Annotated in this window: 21 protein-coding genes and 1 pseudogene; 17 read left to right on the top strand and 5 right to left on the bottom strand. The window is 52.6% G+C overall.

The genetic code is table 11. The annotated features are described in order from the left end of the window. Positions 1–34: 34 nt before the first annotated feature. Entirely contained in the window at positions 35–913 is an 879-nt protein-coding gene (locus tag J2T14_RS03345) for a helix-turn-helix domain-containing protein (RefSeq protein ID WP_307467691.1), read from the bottom strand. Positions 914–1,103: 190 nt separating this feature from the next. Between J2T14_RS03345 and J2T14_RS03340 the strand changes: the two genes are divergently transcribed. Continuing rightward, positions 1,104–3,014, top strand: coding sequence for a beta-L-arabinofuranosidase domain-containing protein (locus J2T14_RS03340; protein ID WP_307467689.1), 1,911 nt, complete (start codon positions 1,104–1,106; stop codon positions 3,012–3,014). Positions 3,015–3,651: 637 nt separating this feature from the next. Here J2T14_RS03340 and J2T14_RS03335 read toward each other — a convergent pair. Beyond that, positions 3,652–4,139, bottom strand: a pseudogene (locus J2T14_RS03335) (transcriptional regulator). Between the two features lie 233 nt (positions 4,140–4,372). Then, the gene (locus tag J2T14_RS03330) at positions 4,373–5,260 is read right to left on the bottom strand and encodes a helix-turn-helix transcriptional regulator (RefSeq protein WP_307467686.1); all 888 of its coding nucleotides are present in this window, start codon (positions 5,258–5,260) and stop codon (positions 4,373–4,375) included. A 124-nt stretch (positions 5,261–5,384) separates the two neighbouring features. Here J2T14_RS03330 and J2T14_RS03325 point away from each other — a divergent pair, with 124 nt between their 5' ends. The 4 genes from J2T14_RS03325 to J2T14_RS03310 all read left to right on the top strand — a co-directional run bounded on the left by J2T14_RS03325 (position 5,385) and on the right by J2T14_RS03310 (position 9,554). Further along, on the top strand, positions 5,385–6,272 hold the full coding sequence (locus J2T14_RS03325) for a sugar phosphate isomerase/epimerase family protein (protein ID WP_307467683.1): 888 nt from the start codon (positions 5,385–5,387) through the stop codon (positions 6,270–6,272). 49 nt (positions 6,273–6,321) lie between these two features. After that, entirely contained in the window at positions 6,322–7,383 is a 1,062-nt protein-coding gene (locus tag J2T14_RS03320) for a Gfo/Idh/MocA family protein (protein WP_307467675.1), read from the top strand. Positions 7,384–7,601: 218 nt separating this feature from the next. Further along, on the top strand, positions 7,602–8,132 hold the full coding sequence (locus J2T14_RS03315) for a hypothetical protein (protein ID WP_307467672.1): 531 nt from the start codon (positions 7,602–7,604) through the stop codon (positions 8,130–8,132). Between the two features lie 159 nt (positions 8,133–8,291). Continuing rightward, the gene (locus J2T14_RS03310) at positions 8,292–9,554 is read left to right on the top strand and encodes a LamG-like jellyroll fold domain-containing protein (protein ID WP_307467669.1); all 1,263 of its coding nucleotides are present in this window, start codon (positions 8,292–8,294) and stop codon (positions 9,552–9,554) included. Positions 9,555–9,704: 150 nt separating this feature from the next. Here the strand turns inward: J2T14_RS03310 and J2T14_RS03305 are convergent, their stop codons facing one another. Together J2T14_RS03305 and J2T14_RS03300 are read right to left on the bottom strand one after the other, a co-directional pair. After that, positions 9,705–10,532, bottom strand: a complete 828-nt coding sequence (locus J2T14_RS03305) for an aldo/keto reductase (protein WP_307467666.1) — start codon at positions 10,530–10,532, stop codon at positions 9,705–9,707. Positions 10,533–10,589: 57 nt separating this feature from the next. After that, the gene (locus J2T14_RS03300) at positions 10,590–11,756 is read right to left on the bottom strand and encodes an iron-containing alcohol dehydrogenase (RefSeq protein WP_307467664.1); all 1,167 of its coding nucleotides are present in this window, start codon (positions 11,754–11,756) and stop codon (positions 10,590–10,592) included. Between the two features lie 200 nt (positions 11,757–11,956). Here J2T14_RS03300 and J2T14_RS03295 point away from each other — a divergent pair, with 200 nt between their 5' ends. The 12 genes from J2T14_RS03295 (at position 11,957) to J2T14_RS03240 (ending at position 24,838) form a co-directional block, all read left to right on the top strand. Further along, a complete protein-coding gene (locus J2T14_RS03295; protein ID WP_307202144.1) occupies positions 11,957–12,868 on the top strand; it encodes an ArsR/SmtB family transcription factor in 912 nt (303 codons plus the stop codon). Between the two features lie 134 nt (positions 12,869–13,002). Beyond that, on the top strand, positions 13,003–13,446 hold the full coding sequence (locus J2T14_RS03290) for a MarR family winged helix-turn-helix transcriptional regulator (RefSeq protein ID WP_307467660.1): 444 nt from the start codon (positions 13,003–13,005) through the stop codon (positions 13,444–13,446). Positions 13,447–13,566: 120 nt separating this feature from the next. Next, the gene (locus tag J2T14_RS03285; RefSeq protein WP_373458094.1) at positions 13,567–14,520 is read left to right on the top strand and encodes a ring-cleaving dioxygenase; all 954 of its coding nucleotides are present in this window, start codon (positions 13,567–13,569) and stop codon (positions 14,518–14,520) included. Positions 14,521–14,775: 255 nt separating this feature from the next. Then, the gene (locus J2T14_RS03280) at positions 14,776–16,845 is read left to right on the top strand and encodes a bifunctional aldolase/short-chain dehydrogenase (RefSeq protein ID WP_307467654.1); all 2,070 of its coding nucleotides are present in this window, start codon (positions 14,776–14,778) and stop codon (positions 16,843–16,845) included. Positions 16,846–16,940: 95 nt separating this feature from the next. After that, positions 16,941–17,315 carry a sensory rhodopsin transducer gene (locus J2T14_RS03275; RefSeq protein ID WP_307202136.1) on the top strand — a complete coding sequence of 125 codons (375 nt, stop codon included), beginning with the start codon at positions 16,941–16,943 and terminating at the stop codon, positions 17,313–17,315. A 34-nt stretch (positions 17,316–17,349) separates the two neighbouring features. After that, positions 17,350–18,570: an L-rhamnose isomerase gene (gene rhaI / locus J2T14_RS03270; RefSeq protein ID WP_307467651.1), complete on the top strand. Its 1,221-nt coding sequence runs from the start codon at positions 17,350–17,352 to the stop codon at positions 18,568–18,570. After that, entirely contained in the window at positions 18,567–20,036 is a 1,470-nt protein-coding gene (locus tag J2T14_RS03265) for a rhamnulokinase (RefSeq protein WP_307467648.1), read from the top strand. Before rhaI ends, J2T14_RS03265 begins: the two co-directional genes overlap by 4 nt. Positions 20,037–20,077: 41 nt before the next feature. Beyond that, a complete protein-coding gene (locus J2T14_RS03260; protein ID WP_307202130.1) occupies positions 20,078–20,836 on the top strand; it encodes a DeoR/GlpR family DNA-binding transcription regulator in 759 nt (252 codons plus the stop codon). Between the two features lie 232 nt (positions 20,837–21,068). Continuing rightward, on the top strand, positions 21,069–21,797 hold the full coding sequence (locus J2T14_RS03255; protein WP_307202128.1) for a (Fe-S)-binding protein: 729 nt from the start codon (positions 21,069–21,071) through the stop codon (positions 21,795–21,797). Beyond that, positions 21,794–23,326 (top strand): LutB/LldF family L-lactate oxidation iron-sulfur protein, encoded by a 1,533-nt coding sequence (locus J2T14_RS03250; RefSeq protein WP_307202126.1) that lies wholly within the window; start codon positions 21,794–21,796, stop codon positions 23,324–23,326. Before J2T14_RS03255 ends, J2T14_RS03250 begins: the two co-directional genes overlap by 4 nt. Further along, positions 23,319–24,050: a LutC/YkgG family protein gene (locus J2T14_RS03245; protein WP_307467645.1), complete on the top strand. Its 732-nt coding sequence runs from the start codon at positions 23,319–23,321 to the stop codon at positions 24,048–24,050. Before J2T14_RS03250 ends, J2T14_RS03245 begins: the two co-directional genes overlap by 8 nt. A 38-nt stretch (positions 24,051–24,088) precedes the next feature. Further along, a complete protein-coding gene (locus tag J2T14_RS03240; RefSeq protein ID WP_307467641.1) occupies positions 24,089–24,838 on the top strand; it encodes a FadR/GntR family transcriptional regulator in 750 nt (249 codons plus the stop codon). Positions 24,839–24,874: the final 36 nt, after the last annotated feature.

Below are 24,874 nucleotides of genomic sequence, written 5' to 3'. Positions count from 1 at the left end.
TAGTTCGCCGAAATGCCGTTAAATGCACTTGCTTTCACCTGCGGGCAGACTCTTTCGCCGTTCGGAATTGCATGCGGAACGCTTTCGGCTTCATGCCGCCTGTATGCTTGGCGAAGCATCGGATGAAATAAGGAAATGAACCGAAGCCGTTGTCGTCGGCGATCTTGCCTACCGGATCATTCGTATGGATCAACTGGCGCTTGGCTTTCTCGATCCGGTACCTTGTTACATATTCGAGAGGCGTGCAGCCGAACGCTTTTTTCATGCAAATCGAAATATAGTTAGCGTGAAAATGAAGCTCTTCCGCTAATTGCTTATAGCTCAGCGGTACGTTGAAGTGCTGTCGCAAGTAGATGGCGGCACGTTCGGCGATTTGGAGTTGAGGGCTGACTTCGGTTAAGTCGGCAGATTGCTGGAGTCGGTCCAGAATCGTATGGAACATTTGCTGACGTTTCCATTGTGATCGAGCTGCAGCGGCATCATGCTGTCTCAGCAGCGATATCAGTTGGTTTTCTATTGCCTGCGGTTCCGTAATCGGACCGCTACTAGGCAAATAAAACGGAAAATATTCGACTTGGGCATAAATCTGCTCTTTCTGCGATAGCGGAAGGGGCAGTCTTTCGCTTGCGACGCTCCATTCACCCACGGTGTGGAAATGGATCCAATAGAAATAGGTAGTCTCATCGCAAGGCATCGCCGTACGGTGACTCCTATCCGGTCTAAGGATGGCGTAAGAGCCTGAGCGGATATCAATAGGTTCTCCATTCTCTTCAAGATGCAGGCAGCCGCTCATGACGATGAGCAAATCGAATACGCCGATGTTCGACCGGTCGGGATGACTGCCTCCGACAGCATACGTATCCTCGCCGCCCATAATGAAATGAGGCATCGGCGGACATATGAATTGGTACATTAACGATGCGCTCCTTCAAGCGATTTTGTTAATTATCATATCGTATTTTGCAAAATTGGCAAAGCGATAAACGCTTCATTCATGTTGTGATAGGATAATTTTTAGTTGAGATTAGCTATCTAATTATGGGCATCCTTCATGCTATATTCGTTACAAGGCAGTGAATGCGTGAAGGGATTGGTGAGATTTTGTGACAATTGTTGAACAGAAGAAGGATGGAAATTTACATGCTGCATTTTCTGCGTTGCCTCTTGGAAGCATTAAAGCGCAGGGGTGGCTCTACAATCAGCTTCGTATTCAAGCGGACGGGCTGACAGGACATCTGGAGGAGCATTGGGAGGATGTAGGACCGAACAATGGCTGGATCGGCGGAAACGGCGAGAGCTGGGAGCGCGGCCCCTATTATTTGGACGGCTTGCTGCCGCTTGCTTATATTCTCGGGGACGAGAGATTAATAGCAAAGGCCAAGCGCTGGGTAGAGTGGTCGCTTGAGAGCCAACGTAAAGACGGCTTCTTCGGCCCTGCCCGTATCGAGACGGTGAATAACGACGTCAACAAGCAGCAGGACTGGTGGCATTTCATGATAATGCTGAAGGTCATGATCCAGTACGAGGAAGCGACGCAAGATGAGCGCGTAATTCCGTTCTTGACGAGGTTTTTCGGATATGTTCGCGGCACGATTGAAACGCAGCCGCTTGATGGCTGGGCAGAGGCGCGAGGCGCGGAGATGATCTTGTGCATACTGTGGCTGCATCAACGGACAAACGAGGGGATGCTGCTTGAGTTGGCTAAGATCGTGGCCGAGCAAACGATCGATTGGACAGACGTGTTCTACGACTTCCCGTTCTGGCGAAAAGTCGAACAATGGGACTGGAAGACGCATGTTGTCAACGTCGCTATGGGACTGAAGTTCCCGGGCATCCTGTATGAGCTTGGCGGAGACGAGGTACAGCGGGAAGCCGTACATCGGGGCATCGACAGCTTGATGACGCATCACGGCCAGGCTCACGGGATGTTCTCCGGAGACGAATGGCTATCGGGCACTCATCCGAGCCAGGGCGTAGAACTATGCGCCGTCGTCGAATATATGTTCACTCTCGAACAATTGACGCGCGTTTTCGGAGAAGGGCGTTTCGGCGATATTTTGGAGAAGGTGGCGTTTAACGCATTGCCTGCTACGATCTCCAAGGATTGGACTTCGCATCAATACGACCAGCAGGTGAACCAAGTCGTGTGCAATGTGGCACAGCGGAATTGGAGCAATGGACCGGATGCGAATACGTTCGGCCTTGCACCTAACTTTGGCTGCTGCACATCGAATATGCATCAAGGGTGGCCGAAGTTCGCTTCGCATCTATGGATGAACGATGGGCAAGGCGGCCTGGTTGCCGTATCCTATGCGCCCTGTTCGGTCAATGCCGTTGTTGCGGACGGCGTGAAGGCTAGTTTAGGCGTTGGCGGGGAATACCCATTCCGCGATACGGTTAGTATGGCGCTCACGCTTGATCAATCGGCTTCGTTCGGAATCTCATTCCGTTTGCCGGAATGGTGCAAGTCGCCGAACTTGAAGGTGAACGGCGAGCTTGTAACGCTTACGGCTGTGAACGGCTATGCGCGAGTAGAACGTCAGTGGCAGGACGGCGATACCCTCGTGCTGGTCTTGCCGATGGAGGTGCAGGCCGTATCGCGCAATTTGTATGCGATTAGCATCGAGCGCGGGCCGCTCGTCTATGCCCTTCCGGTTGCTGAGAACTGGCAAATGCAGAAGCAACGCGGGAGATTCCACGACTGGGAGCTGTATCCTGCATCGCCTTGGAAGTACGGCCTGCTGGTCGAATCAGACTTCGAGGTAGCAGTTAGCGCGGGCGACTTGCCTTATCAACCGTTCGACGCTGAGACGTCACCGGTACGCTTGAAGACTAGGGGCAAGCTTATTCCGGATTGGCGCCTCGAAGGCCATAGCGCCGGTACGCCGCCGCTCCACCCGAGCGTCGACGACCAACCGGAGGTCGCGCTCACGCTTGTCCCATACGGAGGCGCCAAGCTCCGCATCGGCGAATTTCCGTTAATCGGGAAGAGACGAAAGTCTTACCTCAAGTAACCTTGTTCCTTTCGGCATAGGTAAACATGAAAAAAAGTTATGCTAGACTTGTCTAAATTGACTTACCACGCTTATATGCTACGTTATGCTGTTGCGGACTATATGGGTGCTAATCGGCATAATGTATGTAATTTACACTATTTGCGGACATAGGAGACACTAACGGAGGCTTTGAGCCTCCGTTTTGCGTGTTTAGCAGTAAATAGAGTCTTTCCAGTCCGTAATTTTACAATTTTACCCCGATAACAATCCATAAGTGTATCTGAGTCCGTAACGTGAGGAGGCAGAGGGAATTTAGGCTTCGGGCTTAAGTGGTTTCAAACTTTTAAGTTACGCTGGTTGCGGACCATAGGGGCACTAAACGGTGAAATGTAGGTAATTTGCACAAATTACGGACACAGGAGGTTCTAACGGAGGATTTGGGCCTCCGTTTTGTTTGTTTTGGAGTAAAAAGAGACACCCTAGTCCGTTACGCCTCGAAATGATCCCTATATCGAAGAACAAGCGCATCTATGTCCGTAACGAGCGGTTATTACGGCTTGTATTGCTGAGCTACTTACGCGTAAATATTCGGTCGCTAGCAACAGGTTTGGACTTCATCGTTCGAGAACGGCTCGCCGCGTCGGTTATGTGTTTACTACATTTTCAACATAAAAGTTCTAGAACGCCGCTGGCCGTTGGCGATAATAATGAGTTGTAGCTCCACCAAAGAACCTAGAAGTCGTCTCGCATGCCGCAGGGTAATTCGGAGGTGCGCGGCTAGCTCGGCAGGTGTGATTGGTCGAAGCTGTCGTCTTATATAACGCAATGTTTCGGCTTCCAGCCAGGTTAGATCCGAAGCGACGTCTCTCGCATGAGAACCGTAGCCTTGTATTTCAATTCCTCCTTTTGCGCCCCTGGCATATAAGCGAGATCGAGATAGCGATAGCCGTTGCCAAAGTCGCGACTTTCCCATTCAGGTAGCAAACGATCGTAGTTGCCGACCGCTGGAAACCAAACGGATCGTAGAAATTCGACCGTTCCATACCCGAGCCCTTTATCCAACAATTCTTTCCTCCTGGGATTGCTCTCTTTTTCAATGTTCGTTTGTAGCCATTGATCATACTTTTGCTGAAATCTGATCATTTTCTATCATGCTCCTCTCATTTGGATAATGAAAAACGCCGCTATGATGCATGCACTCCCGAGGGAATGTTCGCATCATAGCGGCGTGTTCTTCACGACTATTCTGAAAGTATATTGCGTACTGCTTAAATCATCAACAGCATATTCGTACTTACGGACCGTAAAGGATCTATCACCATCACTACTACCAACACCACTTAGAACGAATGACAGTACAGGATATCCTAGAAAAGCTATTTCCTCCGCGTCTGCGAAGGGGTTGTCCCTTTGTACTGCTTATACAGCTTCGTAAAATAGTTCGGGTTGTCGCAGCCGACTTTGCCCGCGATCTCGGTTACGGTCAGGCCGGTGTCGCGCAGCAGGCGCTCGGCTTCGTTCATACGGCTGACGTTGACGTACTCGATGAAGGTACGGCCCGTTAGTTTCTTGAACAGCTTGCAGAAGTGGTACGGGTTCAGGTTGACCTTCGCCGCTGCTTGCTCGACCGTCAGCTTCGTATCGAACGAAGTCTCGACGATGCGAATCAACTGCTTGAACCGGTCGCGGTTCGCCGAGTACGGCTCGCTCATCTTCCCGTTAGCTTGCTGCGGAAGGAACGTTCGCGAGAGCAGCGTGAACAAGGCGTGCAACTGCGACTTGGCGATAAGTTGGTAAGCGGGACGCTTCGCGGTGACCTCTTCGATGACCTGCTGTAGCATTGGGTAATAAGCCGGAAACTGCTCGTCATGATCGGCAGGCTTGACCGGAAACTGTATTCTACCTTCCAAATAAGGAGCTACGTACTGCGTATGAACCGGATCATGCACCCAATCATTGAATAAGGACGCATTGAACACAAGGCAGTCGAACACGACCTCCTCGTAACGAAGCGCATACCCGACATGCAATCCTCCTCCGGGAATGATCAGCACATCTCCGGCATTCGCCACATAGGGACGGCTATCAATATGGAATAGGGCGCTTCCTTGGCGCATGACGATGATTTCGAAGTGTTCATGCCAATGAAGATACAGAATACAATCATTGGGTTTCACTTCGCCGGAACGGTTGCGGAAAAGCTGAATCGGGTATGTTTTATGCTCAATATGCGTATTTTCCCAAAGTTCCCTCGGATACGTCATCGATAACCCTCCATCACAAGATCCGACTAGTAATGCACAAGATTATATAGAGTCATCTAAAAATGACAGCGCTATAATAAAGGTGTTCATACAACTATAAGCCAATATTGGAGTGGTAATCAAGATGGTAAATAAATTGCGCATCGGAACTTTAGTAGGAGGCGGGGATGCGGTTAGAGTCATTCCGCAAATCGTAGGTCACGGATTTGAATCGTTTAGTTTGACGTTTTGGCAATCAACCGGCAGCACGGATCTCGTTGAGACGGCGAAACGGGTAAGGGAGCTTGCGGAAGAACATGATTTTGTTATATCGACGGTCGGCATATTCGGCAATCCCCTGACGGAGACGAACGGCAATGAAGATACGTTGAAAAGCTGGGAGAGACTGATCGATCATGCGCATCTATTCGGAGCTGACATTGTTTCGGGCTTCACAGGACGTCTAGTAGGCGAGTCGATTGATGCGTCGATTCCGAAATTCCAGCAGGTGTTCGGCGAGCTGTCGCGCAGAGCGGCTGATCGCGGCGTTCGAATCGCTTTCGAGAACTGCGATATGGGCGGTACTTGGGCGAGCGGGGATTGGAATATCGCGCACAATCCGACGGCTTGGGAAATGATGTTCAACGCTGTTCCTGCGGATAACATCGGACTGGAATGGGAGCCATGCCACCAAATGGTCAGCTTGATCGATCCGATTCCTCAACTGCGCAAATGGGTAGACAAAGTGTTCCATGTACATGGCAAAGATGCGACGATCGCATGGGATGTCGTGAAGGAGCATGGCATCCACGGACCGAAGCCGTTCGTCTGGCATCGTACGCCGGGCTTCGGCGATACGAACTGGGCGGATATTATTACGATCCTTCGCCAAGCGAACTACCAAGGACAAATCAATATCGAAGGCTGGCATGACCCTGTGTACAAAGGTGAACTCGAGATGACTGGTCAAGTACATGCGTTGAATTACTTAAAGCGCTGCCGCGGCGGAGATTTTGTCCCGAACCCGGTATAGATAGAGCTCCCCGTGAGCGAACCAATTAGAGGAAGAGAGGTAACGCATCATGACCGTATTGAATGGAATTAAACACCGAATCGTTGTCGCGGGCTGCGGCGGCATGGCGAATACTTGGGTCTCCTATGCCAAAGAGCGCGAGGATGCCGAGATCGTGGGTCTCGTCGATATTAAACAAGAGTTCGCGCAAGCGATGGCGGATCGGCATGGACTTCGTTGTCCGACCTTCGCCGATCTTCAAGAGGCGTTGGCCGCTACGAATGCCAATATGGTGTTCGACGTAACGATTCCCGCAAGCCATTATTCGATAGCGACAACGGCGCTGCAGCACGGCTGCCATGTGTTCGGGGAGAAGCCGCTGGCGGAGACGATCTCCGACTGCAACGATATCGTCCGACTTAGCGAAGCGACAGGACATACTCATGCCATTATGCAAAATCGCCGCTTCGATCCGCGCATTCGGGCTTATCACGAGCTGGTAACGGGCGGAGCGATCGGCAAACCGGGCTTCGTCGGCGCGGATTTCTTCATCGGCGCTCATTTCGGCGGCTTCCGCGACGCGATGGACAGTCCGCTGCTGCTCGACATGGCGATTCATACGTTCGACCAAGCGCGTTATATTATCGGGGCAGATCCCGTATCCGTCTACTGCCATGAGTTTAATCCGGCGGGGTCGTGGTATGAAGGCAACGCGGGCGCCATCTGCATCTTCGAAATGTCCGACGGCTCGGTATTCAACTACCGGGGCTCATGGTGCGCCGAAGGTGCGCAAACGTCGTGGGAAGCTTCATGGCGCGTAACCGGCGAGCGCGGAACGGCGATCTGGGACGGACGCGGAGAACCGTATGCGGAAGTCGTAGCAGCAGGCGACCAGACGGGCAAGTTCATCCGCGACTTCGAGCGGGTGACGGTTCCTTTGCCGGAGATGAATCATACGTTCCATCAAGGCTGTCTCGACGATATGTTCGCTTCCCTTGAGGAGAACCGCAAAGCGGAGACGGATTGCAGCGACAATATTTACAGTATGGCTATGGTACTTGCGTCTCTGGAGAGTGCGAAGACGGGAGCTAGAGTCAATATTGCCGAATTCATGAATCGTCCTTCCGTATAAAAAAGGCGGGTACGCGAATGGGAGTAAGCGCGGGGTAGTCGACGGCGTTTCCCCAACCTATAGGGTTACCTTTCGATAAAAATAAAGCATAAAGCCGCGGACGCTAATAATGTCCGCGGCTTTATTCATGTATAATGGGCAGTGCAACAATTTTTGCTTTTTTTTGCCGTATGTACAGTATTGATATTTACATCAAATACGCGCTAAGAGGTGGCATAGTGGCAACAAGAGTCAGCTTGTTTCTGGAACAAAGGCATTACGCATTTGAAGCTTGGAGTAGTGACGACCTCATTATGTTGCGCCATGCCGATAACTATCGAATAATCGTCAGTCAGGGACGCAATCCAAACTACGCCAATATCGAGGTTCAGCGAACGGATGCACAATTGACGCTCCGGTTCGGCTTATGCGATTTGAACCAAGAACAACCGTTGATGCTTGAATCGATGCGGCAAAGCGTTGCCACGGACACGGAGGACGATGCATTTGACAACTGGGATATCATTCCGCCATTTGGGGTTGTGGAACTGTACGGGTTTCAAATTGAACATAGCGCAAGGATAACCGGAGAAGAGCTGGCTGCTTTTTTTGAGTTAATTCGGCGTTTCTTTTTAAAGCACTTCTTGATGATTGCCTTTCTTGATCGAGAGATCGATGCCGTTCGTGCATATATGAACGATTGGCATGCAGAAATGAAGCCTTTCGTACATGATGGCGCAATCGGTTATCGGGTGAAGGAGTACGGTTAGGAGCATGAACGGATAAGAAGAGGAGCCAACGGGCGCACATTCAACCTATGGTTGAGAAATAGCGCTGCGGGGCTCTACTAATAATCGATACCTCATTATGGAAGTATCCTTTACAATGAAGTCAGTTAATCATTCGATAACCGATGGAGAGGGATGCACATGGATTATTCCAAAAACATAAGCGAACGTATCGGCAAGCTGCGCAAACAAAGCGGTTTGACTCAAGAACAGCTGGCCTTGCGGCTAGGCGTTACGTATCAGGCGGTCAGCAAATGGGAAAACGGACAATCTTGTCCTGATATATCGCTGCTGCCCCGGCTATCCGACGTGTTCCGCGTATCGCTGGACGATTTGTTTGGACGGAGTCTGCGGAACGCGGATTTGCGTAAGGGTTTGATTGCGGAGTATTTGTTCCAAGGCGACGCCAAAGACAGCAGCGGACAGGAGCGGCATGGCACCGTGATCGGAGCGGCGTTATGCGAGGATCGGTTCGGAAGACCGAATAACGCCTATTCGTTCGACGGCCAGGACGATTATATCGTCGTCGAGAAGGCGCCTCTCTTGAACGAAGAAGGCTTCTCGCTTTCGGTATGGTGCAACTTCGGATCAGGCACAAGGTTCGAAGGTTGGCATAGCGCGATCGTTTCGCAGGATGGCCACCATGCGCGACGCGTATTCCAGCTAAGTACGCTCGAAGCGAGCATTACTTTTCACCGATTTATGTCCTATCCCGAGCCGTATGCGGAAGGTCCGATTCATCGCAACTATTGGTATCATCTTGCGGTTACGTATGACGGCAATCAATACAGAATGTACCGAAACGGTCTGCTCGTCAGCGAAGAGAGGGGAAGGCTGAAGCCGGATGGGGAAGAGCCTCTGTATATCGGAAGAAAATCGACCGACGAGCCTTATTTCTTTTTCCAAGGCAAGATCGACGACATTCGCATCTACGATAGGCCTTTAACACCTGACGAAGTGAGCGGACTATTTCTAGAAAACGGCTGGGAACCTGCAGAGACGCCGGATCTGCCGGAGGACGAGAGAGATGGGGACCGTGTTCTGGAGTACTTGGAAGATGTCCAGATGATCGTCGCCCGCAAAGTTATACATGAGGCAGCGGCTTGGTATATCGACAACTTTGGATTCAAGAAGCATGCAGGCGGTCCCGATGAGAACTTCTATATATTAAGCTTATACAAAGGGCCTGACCTTGTTATGTCCGGCGGCGATGACGATGCAGATCACGGATGGCGCGTATCGCCGGTATTTTATAGGACCAAGTTGGATTTGGAGAAATTGAGACATCGGCTGGAGGCGGCTGGCGGTAAGGCTGGTCCGGTGCGGGATGAAGGCTTCGCTTACTTCCTTGACCTGATGGATCCGTTCGGCAATAACTTGATTCTTATCAAGCATAAGCGATAATCGAAATTAATAGAAGAAGAACGGTTGCGCACCCCTGGTGACCGTTCTTCTTCTATTTTCTTCTATAGCATTTTGCCCGGCTTTGAATAGCCTAATGACGAAGACGCCTAAGCTGCTTAACGCCTTGGCGTTCATCCTGTAAATAAAAACTTAGAATTTAAAGTTATCCGGATCCGGTCCGAAGCGCTGGTTGCGGTTCAAGCCGTCGATTTGGGCCATATCGTCAGCGGTTAGCTCGAAGTCGAAGATAGCGGCGTTCTCTTGCATGCGCGCCGGGTTCGTCGATTTCGGAATCGTAACGACTTTGTTCTGAAGATCCCAGCGAAGCACGATTTGTGCCGCCGATTTGCCGTACTTCGCGCCGATGTCGGCAAGCGCGCTCTGATCCAGATTGCCTTGCATCAGCGGGCTCCAAGCCTCAAGCTGGATGCCGTTGCTTTCGCAATACGCGCGAAGCTCAGTTTGGCTAAGCAGCGGGTGGTATTCGACTTGGTTGACCATTGGCTTGATTTCGCCGGAAGCTTCGATGTCCTTCAAATGATGAATTTGGAAGTTGCTGACGCCGATTGCGCGTACCGCGCCATCCTTGTACAGATTCTCAAGCGCGCGCCATGTTTCCGTATATTTGCCTTTGACCGGCCAGTGAATAAGCAGCAAATCGATTACATCAAGTCCTAGCTTGCGACGGCTTTCTTCGAAAGCGGCCAACGTCTTGTCATAACCTTGGTTAGCGTTCCAAATTTTCGTCGTTACGAAAATCTCGTCGCGTGCTAAACCGCTGTTGCGGATCGCTGCGCCAACGCCTTCTTCATTGTTATAGGCGGCTGCGGTGTCGATGCTTCTATAACCGAGCTCCAGCGCCGAAGCGACCGTTCTCTCTACCTCGCCGTCGTCCTTTACTTTCCATACGCCAAGGCCAAGCCATGGCATCTTCACGCCGTTGCTAAGAACGGTTGATTCCGTAAATGGTTGCGACATTTGTATGTCCTCCCGAATTTAGAATATGGGTTTGCTCAAAAAATAGAATGAGTTGGATTAAAGCGACAATGTCAAAATAGCATGTACGTCGTCTTTGCCAAGCGGTTTGAACGAACCGATGTTGCCGTATTTGACGGCTTCCTCTGCCATGCGGTCGAGATTCTCTTCGCCGATCCCGAAGTCCGCAAGTCTCGACTCCGCTCCGATCCGCGTGAAGAAGTCGCGTGTAGCCTGAATGCCCGTAAGCGCAATCTCATCGTCAGACATGCCTTCGCCCGATATGCCCCAGACGCGCTGAGCGAATTGAACGAAGCGATCGACGCGCTGCTTATATACGTACTTCATCCAGTTAGGGAAAAGAACCGCAAGGCCCGCGCCATGCGGAATGTCGTAGATCGCGCTCACTTCATGCTCGATGCCGTGCGAAGCCCAATCATTCTCCATGCCGACGCTGATCTGGCCGCCGTTAAGCGCCATCGTGCCGCACCACATCAAGTTCGCGCGGGCAGCCGCGTCATCGGGTTTCGCAATCGCGATTTCTACGTTTTCGATGACCGTCTGAAGAATCGATTCGCAGAAGCGCTCTTGGAGCGGTGTATTAGGAGTCAAGCTGAAATATTGCTCGAAAACATGCGACATAATATCGACCGATCCGTACACCGTATGGTTCCGCGGTACGGTATACGTCAGCGTAGGATCGAGTATGGAGAACACCGGATATGTATGAGGGCTGACGAACGATTGCTTCTGGTTTTCCTCCCAATTGGTTACGACCGTGCCGCCGTTCATCTCCGAGCCCGTAGCGGCCAGAGTAAGAATAGTGCCAATCGGAAGCGCTTGCTGCACGACTGCTTTGCGCGAATAGAAGTCCCAAACGTCGCCTTCGTACAGGGTGCCTGCAGCGATCGCTTTGGAAGCGTCTATTACGCTGCCGCCGCCAACGGCAAGAATGAAGTCGATGCCGTGCTCGCGGCAGAGGGCGATGCCTTTGTTCACCGTCGTAAGGCGCGGGTTTGGTTCGATATTCGGCAGTTCGTGTACCGTAATGCCAGCTTCCGCCAAACGGCTTAACGTCCGGGCATGCAGGCCGGTCTTCTTAATACTGCCTGATCCGTAGACGAACAGGACGTTTTTGCCGTAACGGGCCGTTAATTCGCCAACTCGATCTGCCGTTCCTTCTCCGAAAACGATGCTTGTCGGATTATAAAATTGAAATGCGTTCATGGTTTACCTCCATTAGGCTATTAGATAACTTACAAGGTAACTTATTATCAAATAAGTTATGTATACGCCGTTTATTCTAGTATAGCGGGCTGATTACTGTCAAGCGAGCCGAAAGTCGCTATTGATACGGTAACTTTAAAGTTATATAATGAGAGCCGAATACTGCCTATTATAGATAACGATAAAGGGGTTCAACGGCTATGGAAATAGAGGTAAGCAGCCGAAATATGAAGTTTCTTGAATGCTTTTCTTCACATACGCGAGTTAAAATGATCGAGTTGCTTGGCGTGCAGCCCATGAATATTAAGAGCTTGTCGGAAGCGCTAGACATAAAGTCTCCTATCGTAACGAGACATATTCATATGCTCGAGGAGGCAGGCATTGTTCGCTGCGAGACGACAGCGGGCAAGCGGGGGATGCAGAAGATCTGTTATTTGCAGCTTACGCACGCGATGCTGCTGTTCCAAGGAGCGCCAGCCCAGCCCCAGCCCATCCTGTCGAACCGTTACTTCGTTTCGCTTCCGGTCGGCCATTATTCCTCTTATCAAATAAAGCCGACATGCGGGCTTGCCTCCGATACGCAAATGATCGGCATGTGCGACGACCCGCGTTATTTTGCCGACCCTGAGCATGTTCAGGCTAAAGTGATATGGTTCGGATCGGGTTACGTCGAATATCGCATTCCTAATTATATGGTCAATAACGAGACGCCCGAATCACTGGAGATCGCGATGGAGATTTGCTCGGAGACGCCGTGTACGGTGAACCATCTGCCGTCGGATATTTATTTTACGATCAATGGCAATGGAATCGGAACGTGGACGTATCCGGGCGACTTCGGCAATTCGAGAGGGTTGTATACACCAGAGTGGTGGCGCAAAAATATTCAGCATGGCCTCATGAAGACGATTCGCATCAATAAACAGGGTTCATACATTGACGGGGTGCAGGTGTCGAACGTGACCATCGATCAGCTTGCTCTCGCTTATGACAAAGAAATATTGTTCCGGATATCCTGCAGCGAAACGGCCAAAAACTGCGGCGGCGTAACGCTGTTCGGCAAAGGCTTCGGCAATTACAATCAGGATATTGAAGTGACGCTCCGCTGTTGATGGGGGCGTTTTGTTTCATTCGTATAGAATTAGGAAAAAATAATCGAAAGACCCTGTTGACAATTACATCAAATTGGAGTATCTTTAAATCAAGATAAATGAAATTGAGATTTCAATACAGAGAGGTGAGTACGATGAGCGAGCCAAGAAACGATTCTCTTGACCTCTACATTGCGCTTTCCAGAGCGAGCGAGTGGATGAACGCCCACGCCGATCGAGATATTCGCAAGAACGGTTTGAACCGGACGGAGTTCGGCGTTCTGGAACTGCTTTATCACAAAGGTGCTCAGCCCATTCAGCAGATCGGCACCAAGGTGTTGATGAGCAGCGGCAATATCACGTACGTGGTCGACAAGCTGGAGAAGAAGCAGTTCGTTAAGCGAAATACTTCGGCGAGAGACCGCAGGCTCATACTCGCTGAAATAACGGAAGCGGGCCGACAGTTTATTGATGAAGTTTTTCCTCAGCATACGAAGGTCATCGAGCAAGCATCCGCGGGGCTGACAGCTGAAGAGAAGAAGCTCGCGAGCCAATTACTGAAGAAACTAGGGAAGTACGCGCAGGATGGATTCAAGTAGTCATTTCTTTTACTCGCAAAGATGGCTGCTTTTCTTTCTAAGTAATATCTTAATTTTAAGACAATGCAAAAAGCATCAATAATAAGCTAATAATAATATAAACCGAGGAGATGGATGACAATGACCAATCAACAAACAGCAGGTATCCACCATGTAACGGCTTTCGTACGGAACGCGCAACAAACGGTAGATTTTTATTCGGGCATACTCGGGCTTCGTCTGGTCAAAAAAACGATCAACTTCGATGCGCCGGAAGTGTACCATCTGTACTTTGGCAATGAATCCGGCGGGCCTGGCACGATCATTACGTTTTTCCCGTCTGAGCATTCGCGCAAAGGACGTGTCGGAGGCGGTCAAGTCGGCTTTACGACCTATGCGGTGCCCGTCGGCAGCTTGTCCTTCTGGTCGGACCGTCTAACCGGGTTCGGCGTTTCGTTTGAGAGGACGGAGCGTTTCGGCGAGACGTACCTTAGATTCGAAGACCGCGACGGTCTGAAAATCGAAATCGTAGAGCGCGCGGAAGGCGTGAAAAGCACTTGGTCGTTCGGAGGCGTATCGGTCGACAACGCGATCAAAGGCTTCGGCGGCGCCGTGCTCTTCAGCACAGCTCCGGATAAAACCGCGCAGCTGTTGGAACAGGTCATGGGGCTAGAAAAAATCGGGCAAGAGGGCGCGTATGCACGGTTCAAATCGTATGGCGATATCGGTAACATAATCGATGTCAATGTGACTCCGATGGATTATGGCGCCGGCGGTGCCGGTACGGTCCACCATATCGCTTGGCGCGCGAAAGACGATGCCGAGCACGCGCTCTGGAGAAATCATGTGGAAGCAAACGGCTATCGCCCAACGCCGATTGTCGACCGTCAATACTTCAACGCGATCTACTTCCGGGAAGAAGGGGGTATCCTGTTCGAGATTGCAACGGATCCTCCAGGCTTCGCACGCGACGAAGCCCCTGAGGCACTCGGCGAGAAAATCATGCTGCCTGAGTGGTTCGAAGAGCATCGCGCTCAGATCGAGCAAAACCTGCAACCGATTCAGGTAAAAGTGCTGGAAGAAGACCGGCGATAATAATAAGTATGCAGAGTCTCCGTCTTGTATAGACGGGGGCTTTTTTCATGTTTATTTTACTCGCCATAGAGCCTTGTTGCTCTGTGGGGCTATATTGGATTTTGGCAATAACTTCGCCTTTGCTCTCGCCTGTGACTATGGCCTAAACGAACAGAAATTCATTTCTGTTTTTGTTTGAAAATAGTATATTCAAAAACAAACAAATATGATATTATCAAAACAAACAAAAACAAAACATCATTCGGAGGTATATCCATGGTACAAAGTTTATGGGAATCGAAAGCAGCTTCGAAGCTGGAAGGCGGACTTGATCAGCTCGTTTATCGCTCCAACATTATCGGCGCGGATCGCCGCGTATGCAATTATGGCGGCGGCAATACGTCGACGAAAACGGTCGTTAAGGACTTCCGCGGACGCGATGTGGAAGTGATGTACGTCAAGGGCAGCGGCTCTGACCTTGCAACGATGAAAGCAGGTAATTTTACAGGACTTCGCATGGATGATATTCGTCCGTTGTTCGAGCGCTCCGAGATGCCGGATGAGGAAATGGTCGCTTATCTCGTTAATTGCATGATCGATTCCAAGCATCCGCGCGCGTCGATCGAGACGCTGCTGCACGCATTCCTTCCTTTCAAACATGTCGATCATACGCATCCGGATTCTATTATCAGCTTGTGCTGCGCGGATAACGGCAGGGAGCTTGCCAAGGAAATTTTCGGCGACCGCTTCGTATGGGTGCCTTACGTGCGTCCTGGCTTCAATCTGTCGAAAATGATCGCGGAAGGCGTGCTCGCCAACCCGAACGCCGAGCTCGTGCTTATGGAGAAGCATGGACTTGTTACTTGGGGCGAAACGTCCGAGGAGTGCTACGCGCAGACGATCAAGATCGTCTCCGAAGCGGAAGCGTTCATCGAAGCACGCGTGAACGAAGTGAAGCTGTTCGGCGGCGCGAAGCATGATGTGCTTGCAACCGAAGTTCGCCGCAGCGTCGCGGCTAGTGTTATGCCAACGATTCGCGGCGCGGTAAGCGACGCTAAGAAAATGATTTTGTCCTACGACGACGAAGCGGACGTGCTTGCATTCGTAAGCGGCGAAGCTTCGCCGAAGCTGTCCCAAGTCGGCGCGGCTTGCCCGGACCATCTCGTTCATACGAAGGTTGTTCCGCTGTTCATCGACTGGACGCCTAACGCGGACGATATTGAAGGACTGAAAGCGAAGCTGATCGAAGGCATCGCTTCCTATAAGGAGCAATACCAAGCCTACTTCGAGCGCAACAAAAACGAAGGCGACGTCATGTTCGAAGCAGCGCCTCGCGTTATTCTGATTCCGGGTATCGGCATGATCAATACGGGCAAGAGCTGGGCAATGTCCAAAGTCAGCGGGGCTCTCTACCATCGTGCGATTGCCGTTATGCGCGGCGCGACCGCGCTTGGCGACTTCGTATCGCTGAGCGAGAACGAATCGTACAACGTCGAGTACTGGCCGCTTGAGCTTTACAAGCTCTCGCTTGCCCCTGCAGAAGCCGAGTTCTCCCGCAAGATTGCCTTCATCACAGGCGGAGCAGGCGGTATCGGCAGTGAAACGGCACGTCGCTTGGTGTCCGAAGGAGCGCATGTCGTTTTGGCTGACCTAAACCTCGAAGGCGCTCAGAAAGTGGCTGACGAGATTAACGCGAAGTATGGTGAGAACCGCGCGATCGCGGTTAAAATGGATGTAACGAGCGAGGAGCAAATCGTTGCGGCCTATGCGGAAACGGCAATCACTTACGGGGGCGTTGACATCATCGTCAATAATGCGGGCCTTGCAACGTCCAGCCCGTTCGACGAAACGTCGCTCAAGGAATGGAACTTGAACTTGAACGTGCTTGGCACGGGTTACTTCCTCGTTGCCCGCGAAGCGTTCAAGCTGATGAAGCAGCAGGCAATCGGCGGCAACATGGTATTCATCGGGTCGAAAAACTCGGTATACGCAGGCAAAAACGTTACGGCGTACAGCTCGGTTAAAGCATTGGAAGCGCATTTGGCACGCTGTATCGCGGCGGAAGGCGGCGAGTTCGGCATTCGTGTCAACACGATCCTGCCTGACGCTATTCTGCAAGGCTCGGCGATTTGGAACGGAAGCTGGCGCAATGAGCGCGCTGCGGCTTACGGCATCGAGCCGGATCAACTGGAAGAGCATTACCGTAAACGTACGACATTGCTTGTGAACATCTATCCGCGCGACATCGCGGAAGGAATCGCCTTCTTCGCTTCTTCCAAGTCGGACAAAACGACTGGCTGCATGCTGACGATCGACGGCGGCGTACCGGCGGCATTCACTCGTTAATCGATAAAGATATCTTTTAATTATTGAAAGCAGCATGAGCGTCGCCCAAAGCGGCGGCGCTCTCTTGCCTGCAGCTCTGGGAGGGGATTTCGGCCATGTATCAAGCGCGTGGAGAGAAGCATTGGTTCATACCTGACGGATTTATTCCGCCGGACAGCACGGGTGCGCTTACGAGCCACGAATCCGTATGCGTCCTTAATTGCTCCTCGGAGGAGGCGCTGATCCGGTTTACGATTTTTTTCGAAGATCGCGAGCCGATCGAAGATATACTGGTAGTCGTACAGGGCAGGCGGACGAAGCATATCCGCACAAGCTCGTTAGTCAAAGGCGATCAGGCGATACCGATCGGCGTGCCATACGCGATCGAGGTGTTAAGCGACATTCCAATCATTGTCCAATACAGCAGGCTCGATTCGACGCAAGCGGAGAACACGCTTATGTCGACGATTGCTTATCCTTTGAAATCATAAATAACCTAAACTTCACGTTGAAAGGGTGTCCACTATGACGGATCGTGCTTATGCACTATTTGAAGAACAGCAGCAAGCAAGAGGAATTAATCTGGAAGATGTAAAGTCCAAATTGAAAGCGCTCAAAATCGAGACGCCTTCCTGGGGCTACGGAGATTCGGGCACGCGGTTCAAAAACTTCCAAAAAGTCGGCGTGCCGCGCAATCCGTTCGAGAAGTTCGACGACGCCGCACAAGTTCATAAGCTGACGGGCCTTGCGCCTTCGGTCGCGATCCATATTCCGTGGGATAAGGTTGATGACTACAGCAAGCTTAGAAGCCATGCGGAGAGCCTTGGCCTTAAGATCGGCGCGGTGAACCCGAACCTGTTCCAAGAAGACGACTACATGCTTGGCAGCGTAACGAATGCCGATTCGGCCATCCGCCGCAAAGCGACAAACCACTTGCTGGAATGCGTGGATATCGCAAAGGAAACGGGCTCGCGCGATCTAAGCCTATGGTTCGCGGACGGCACGAACTACCCGGGCCAAGGCGACATTCGCAAGCGCAAAGGCTGGATGTTCGAAGCGCTTGCCGAAATGTACGGCGCCATGACGCCTGAGATGCGTATGCTTATCGAATACAAATGCTTCGAGCCTGCGTTTTACCATACCGATCTTGCGGATTGGGGCATGGCTTACAATATGGCGCTTAAGCTTGGACCTCAAGCGGAAGTGCTTGTCGATACGGGCCACCATCTGCCGGGAGCGAATATTGAACATATCGTTGCTTACTTGCTCGACGAGAAGCGCCTTGGCGGCTTCCACTTCAATAGCCGCAAATACGCGGATGACGATCTGATCGTCGGTTCGGTGAATCCTTACGAGCTGTTCCTGATCTTCTATCAAATCCTTAACGCGGCGGGCGATGAGGATGCGGCTATTCGCGGCAATGTGGAGAACATCGCGTACATGATCGACCAATCGCATAACATCGAGCAGAAGATTCCGGCTATGCTGCGTTCCGTACTGAACGTACAGACGAATTTCGCCAAGGCTCTTCTCATTAACCATGAAGAAGTGGCTGCCGCCGCTAACAACAACGATGTGCTTGGCGCAGAAGATGCCGTTCGCAAAGCGTTCGAATTCGACGTTACGCCGCTGCTGCACGCGATTCGCGAGGAGCAAGGGCTGCCGCTCGATCCGATGAAAGCTTATCTTTCCAGCAGCTACGGCAAAGACATTCTTGCGAGAGGCAAGGGCGGTGCAAGCTGGTGACCATTCTCGCTTTCGATCTTGGCGCTAGCAGCGGTAGGGCGCTGCTCGGCCGCTTGCAGGATGGCAAGATTGAGGTGGAAGAGCTGCACCGGTTCGGCAACGATCCGGTGCAGGTTGGCGACCGACTGCAATGGGATATATTGCGCTTGCTGCATGAGCTTAAGCAAAGCTTGCTGCTCGTGAAGCATCGCGGAATTAAGCTTGATAGCATTGCGATCGACTCCTGGGCGGTCGACTTCGGATTGATCGGCGAGAACGGGGAGCTGCTTGGCAATCCGTATCATTACCGCGATCCGCATACGAACGGTGTGATGGAGAAGCTTCGCGAGGAGCTGTCCGACTCGGAAATATTCGGACGCACCGGCATTCAATTTCTGCCTTTTAATACGATTTATCAGCTTGCCGCGCTTAAGCAAGCTCATTCGCCGTTGTTGCGGGAAGCGAAACATTTCTTGATGATTCCGGACTTGCTCCGCTACTTCCTGACCGGCGAAATGTACAATGAGTTTTCCAATGCAACGACGACGCAGCTGTACAACCCGCTTACGGGAAGCTGGGATGAGTCGCTTATTCATGCCATTGGACTGTCTCCTGAGCTATTCGGTGAAGTGGTGCAGCCTGGCACGCGAGTTGGAACGTTGCGTTCTTCCTTGTGCGCGGAGCTTGGCATTGACCCGGTTCCGGTCATTGCCGTTGCCGAGCATGATACCGGTGCAGCGGTTGCCGCGGTACCGGCGCTTGATCGCCCATTCGCTTACCTAAGCTGCGGCACTTGGTCGCTAATGGGAACGGAAGTCGGAGAGCCGGTCATTAACGAGCTATCGGAGCAGTTGAACTTCACTAACGAAGGCGGTGCTTACGGCACCTACCGTTTGCTGAAGAACATTATGGGCTTATGGATTTTGCAGGAATGCAAAAGAGCATGGGAACGTGCAGGAAAATCGTATTCTTTCCCCGAATTAGTTAAGCTGGCCGGGGAAGCGGAGCCGTTCGCGGCGTTCGTTGATCCCGATGATGCGTTATTTATGCCTCCTGGCGATATGCCGGCTCGCGTAGCTGAATACTGCAAGCGCACAGGACAGCATGTGCCGGATAGCGTTGGCGCGATTACGCGCTGCGTGCTGGAGAGCTTGGCGCTGAAATATCGTTTTGTGCTGGAGCTCACCGAGAAGCTTTCGGGCAACCGATTCGGCGGCTTGCATATGGTTGGCGGCGGCATTCAGAATCAGTTGTTATGCCAATGGACCGCTAACGCGATCGGCAAGCCGGTATGGGCCGGCCCGGTCGAAGGCAGCGCCATCGGCAATATGATCGTGCAGTGGATCGCAGGCGGCAAGTTGATCGATATATGGGAAGCGCGCAAGGCGATTCGCGATTCGTTCCCAGTGGACGAATACGAGCCGGAGGAAAAGGAAGCTTGGGAACGGGCGTATGAAATATTTTTGCGCAAAACGGGTGCAGCTTAACAGAGAGCGGCAATCAAATATAGGTTAGAAAGAGGTACGGTATGCTGGTCGCGGAACGCTACGATAAAATTGTACAGCTAGTGAATGAAAGAGGAAGCATTCGGGTGACGGAGCTAAGCGAGCTCTGTCAGGTGACAGAGGAGACGATCCGCCGCGACCTTGATCGCTTGGAGCAAGCCGGAAGGCTCCGCCGTTCGCATGGCGGTGCGGTTAGCGTGAAGGATCAGCAGCCGGAAATACCTTTTTTCGAACGCGAAATTACGCATGCCGACGAGAAGCGGCTTATAGCCGAAGCTGCGGTGAAGCTCATTCAGCCCAAGGATCGGATTCTGCTCGATGCAAGCTCGACCGCTTGGTATATGGCAGCCAGCATGCCGGATATACCGCTGACGGTGCTCACGAACTCGATCAAGGTGGCGATGGAGCTGAGCGGCAAGGAGAAGATCGAGGTCATCTCGACCGGCGGCATTCTTGCCTCCCGCTCGCTCTCTTATGTCGGGCCGCTGGCGGAACGCTCGCTTGACGCATACCATGTGGATAAGGCGTTTATTTCGTGCAAGGGCGTTCATTTGGAGCGCGGCGTCAGCGAATCCAATGAACTGCAGGCGCGGATCAAGCAGAAGATGGTCGGCATGGCCGATCACGTTATTTTGCTCGCCGACTCGAGCAAGTTCGGCGTCATCGCTTTCACGAACGTCGCCGATCTCGGCGATATCGACACGATCGTTACGGATAAGCGATTGTCTGGCGAGCTGTTCAGTCAACTCGAAGAACGGCAAATCGTCGTGACCGTAGTCTAACGGGGCAAGACGGGAGTGCAAGTGAGCGCGTAAGATCACATATGGCCTTACAGCGCAGGAGTAACCAACTGTGTTGGCTGTAAGAGCGCATACGTGCTTGCAGAGCCCAAGCGACGAAGCAGAGTCACCAATCAAATACACTTTGCCGTCCGCGGACGGCTCATTTTTATATTAAACCTGTCTGACAACCTGATATAATTTCAATATCATACGTGGAGAGAGGGGTACCGGAATGAAGGTTTCCTTGTTTATTACTTGCTTGAGCGATGCGATCTATCCGCGCGTTGGGGAAGCGATGGTGCGGCTGCTGGCGAAGTATGGCATTTCGATGCAGTTTCCTACCGTGCAGACCTGCTGCGGTCAGCCGGCGTTCAACAGCGGCTATTGGAAGGAAGCGAGAGAATCGGCTAAGACGATTTTGGATGCTTTTGAGGATAGCGACTTCGTTATCTCGCCATCGGGCTCGTGTACGGGAATGATTCATCATTATCCGAAGCTGTTCGAGAACGAGCCGGTGATGCTGAAGCGTGCGAAAGCCTTGGAGAGCAAGTCGTATGAATTTACGCAGTTTCTCGTGCAAGTGCTCGGCGTTACGGACGTTGGGGCAGCTTTTCCGCATAAGGTTACGTACCATCCGTCCTGTCACGGAAGCCGTATACTCGGCGTGAAGGATGAGCCGCTCGCTCTTATGAAGCAGGTGAAGGGGCTGGAGCTTGTACCGCTTCCGTTTGCCGAGGATTGCTGCGGATTTGGCGGTACGTTCGCGGTCAAGATGGCTGACATTTCCGGAGCCATGGTGACGGAGAAGGCCGATCACGTGCTGGAGACGGAAGCCGAGGTGCTTGTCGGACTCGATATGGCGTGCCTTATGAATATCGCGGGCAATCTGAGATACCGGAACGAGCCGGTGCGGGTGATGCATCTCGCCGAGCTGCTGTATGAAGGGGTGAAGGAAGCATGAGCGGTTCACATCAAGCTGGAGCAACGGTAAAGGCAAGGGCGGAGCTGGCGCTGAATGACGAGTTTCTGCGCAAAGCGGTGAAGTTCACGACCGAGCGGCTGCGCAACGGGAAGAAAAAAGCGTCGGAGGAGCATGGCAACTGGGATGAGTGGCGGGAGCGAGGCAAGCAAATTCGGCTGCATACGATCGCGCATCTCGACTATTACTTGAACCTGTTCGTCGACAACGCCCGAGCGAACGGCGTTCATGTTCACTTTGCGAATACGGCGGAGGAAGCGGTGAAGCTGACGCTGGACATTGCCGAGCACGCAAATGCGAAGTCGGTCGTGAAGTCCAAGTCGATGGTTACCGAAGAGCTTCATCTGAACCATGCGCTGGAATCGATCGGCGTCGAAGCGATCGAGACCGATCTTGGCGAATATATCATACAGCTGGCAGGCGAAATGCCTTCGCATATCGTTATACCGGCGATTCATAAGAATAGATACCAAATCGCTGAGCTGCTTTCCAAGGAGGCGGGTTATACGCTGCCGCCCGATACGACGGCGCTGGCGGGCTTCGTGCGCAAGAAGCTGCGCGAGAAGTTTCTCGAAGCCGATATCGGCATGACCGGCTGCAACTTCGCGATCGCCGAGACGGGCTCGATGGTATTGTTCGAGAACGAGGGCAACGCCCGCATGGTAAGCACGGTTCCGAAGACGCAAATTACGCTGATGGGCATGGAGCGGATTATCCCATCCTGGGAAGACCTCGAAGTCATGGCAACGCTGCTCCCTCGTTCGGCAACGGGACAAAAGCTGACGATGTATATGTCCGGCATTACGGGCCCGCGCCGCGCTGAAGATGCCGACGGTCCGGACGAGATGCATATCATCATCGTCGATAACGGACGCTCGCTGCAGCTTGGCGACCCTGAGTTCCAAGAGCTGCTCAACTGCATCCGCTGCGGCGCTTGCCTTAACGCTTGCCCGGTATACCGCCATATCGGCGGACACGCATACGGCAGTACGTACAGCGGACCGATCGGCGCCGTCCTTACGCCGTCGCTTAACAAAAATATCGCCGAATGGGATGATGTCGCGAACGCTTCCAGCTTGTGCGGCGCTTGCTATGAAGCCTGCCCTGTGAAAATTCCGCTGCATGACATGCTCGTCTACCTCCGCCGCCGCAAAGTCGAGAGCGGCAACGGCAGCAAGCTGGAGTCGATCGGCATGCAAGGGTTCGCTACCGTCATGGGCAACTCGTCCCGTCTTGGAGGCGTGCTGCGCCTAGGGAAGCTGGGGCAGAAGCTCGTCGTTCGCAGCGGGGTCATCCGGACGAAGCTCGGGCCGCTGAAAGGCTGGAATACGTACCGCGTTACGCCTAGCTTGCCGAAGGAATCGTTCCGTGACCGCTTCGATACGCTCGATCAGGAGTTGAAGCAAGGACTGAAGCAGATGGATCCCGCAATGCAAAGCCGCATGGAGCAATTGGTGCAGCAGCGCAAAAACAACGGGGACAGCGGCAAGGGAGGGCATGGACATGGCTGAACCGACAGCGCATGAGCAGTGGCTGGCAAAGCTTGAGACGGAGTCGAAGACCAGGCAGGAGCAATTCATGAACGGCATATCGCAGCGGCTCGGTCATCCGCGCATGACCGAGAAGCCCCAGCATCCGTTCCGCGGCGCGCCGGACTTCTGGAAGGCGTTCGAGTGGAGCGAGGATGAGCGGATCAGAGCGTTCACCGACAACTTCGTGTCTGTTGGCGGGCATGTGGCAAGACTTGATACAATGGACGATGCCAAGCAGTTCATCGCCGACAAGGCGCAAGAGATGAGCGCGAAGTTTGTCATTCGCCAGAACCAGCCGGAGCTCGATGCGCTCGGCTTGGAAAATGCACTCCCGGATGCGAAGGTGTCGGTATGGAATACCGATCCCGAGCAGTATTGGCGGGCGCGCGCTGCCGAAGCCGACTTCGGCGTCGTTATCGCCGACCATGCCGTTGCCTATACCGGTTCCGTGACCGTATTGTCAGGGCCGAATAAAGGCCGTTCCGTCAGCCTGCTGCCGACGGTGCTTATTATCATTATCCCGGTAGAGCGCTTGAAAACGAAGCTAGGCGAGGTGCTGACGTCTTTCGACGAAGCAGGGCGAGAAAAGCTGCCTGCGGGCATTCACTTCATAACCGGGCCTAGCCGTTCGTCGGATATCGAGAACGATCTGACGATCGGCGTCCATGGACCGGGTATCGTCTATGCGCTGCTAGTCGGTTAACGGAGCAATTACGGTAATAGAAGGTAGGAGGTGGGCGCATGTCGCCGCTGGATGTCGTGAAGTTGTCCAAACGCAATCATTACGAGGAAATAACGGAGCAAATCAAACGTCTCATTATGGACGGCAAGCTGAAGGTTGGCGACAAGCTGCCCTCAACGAAAACAATGTCGGAGCAATTCGGCGTCGGCCGGTCGACGACGCGGGAAGCGCTAAGCGCGCTTAAAGCGATGGGCATGATCGAGATCCGCCAAGGAGGCGGCTGCCGCGTCATACGCAGCGCTCCTGCAGAGGTAGAGCTCCCTGAGCTGCAGTCTCTGCGGATGAACCGCGACACGGTACTTGAGCTGCTCGAAGCGCGCGAGTCGCTTGAGGTATCGAACGCGTCCATAGCGGCTAAAAAGCGGACGGATGCGGATCTACTGACGCTTGCCGGCATCATTCAACAGATGGTGCAGACCGTAGGCAACGATGCGGAAGGCGAGCGGCTTGATCTGCTCTTCCATCTGACGCTAGCCAAGGCGACCCATAATTCGATTATGGTCCGGCTGTTCGAGTCGATCATGGGCAAGGTCGAGACGGCGATCCATGATATTCGCCGCGTCGAGCTGTATGCCAACGAACAAGTCGCCGGGAGGCTGTACGAGGAACATTCGGCCATCTATGAAGCAGTCAAAGAGCAGCAAGCCGAGCTCGCGGCGGAGCGGATGGAGCGCCATCTGCAGCATATTGAGAGCATCGTGCTGAAGCATATCGGAATATCGGAGTCTAGCAACTTCGAATCGGAATGAAACGAAAAGAGGCAGTTCCTGCATCATCACGATGCG

The organism is Paenibacillus harenae, from assembly GCF_030812415.1.
Classification (GTDB): Bacteria; Bacillota; Bacilli; order Paenibacillales; family Paenibacillaceae; genus Pristimantibacillus; species Pristimantibacillus harenae_A.
Note: the sequence above shows the minus strand (reverse complement) of the source record. Positions and strands in the feature narration are given on the sequence as shown.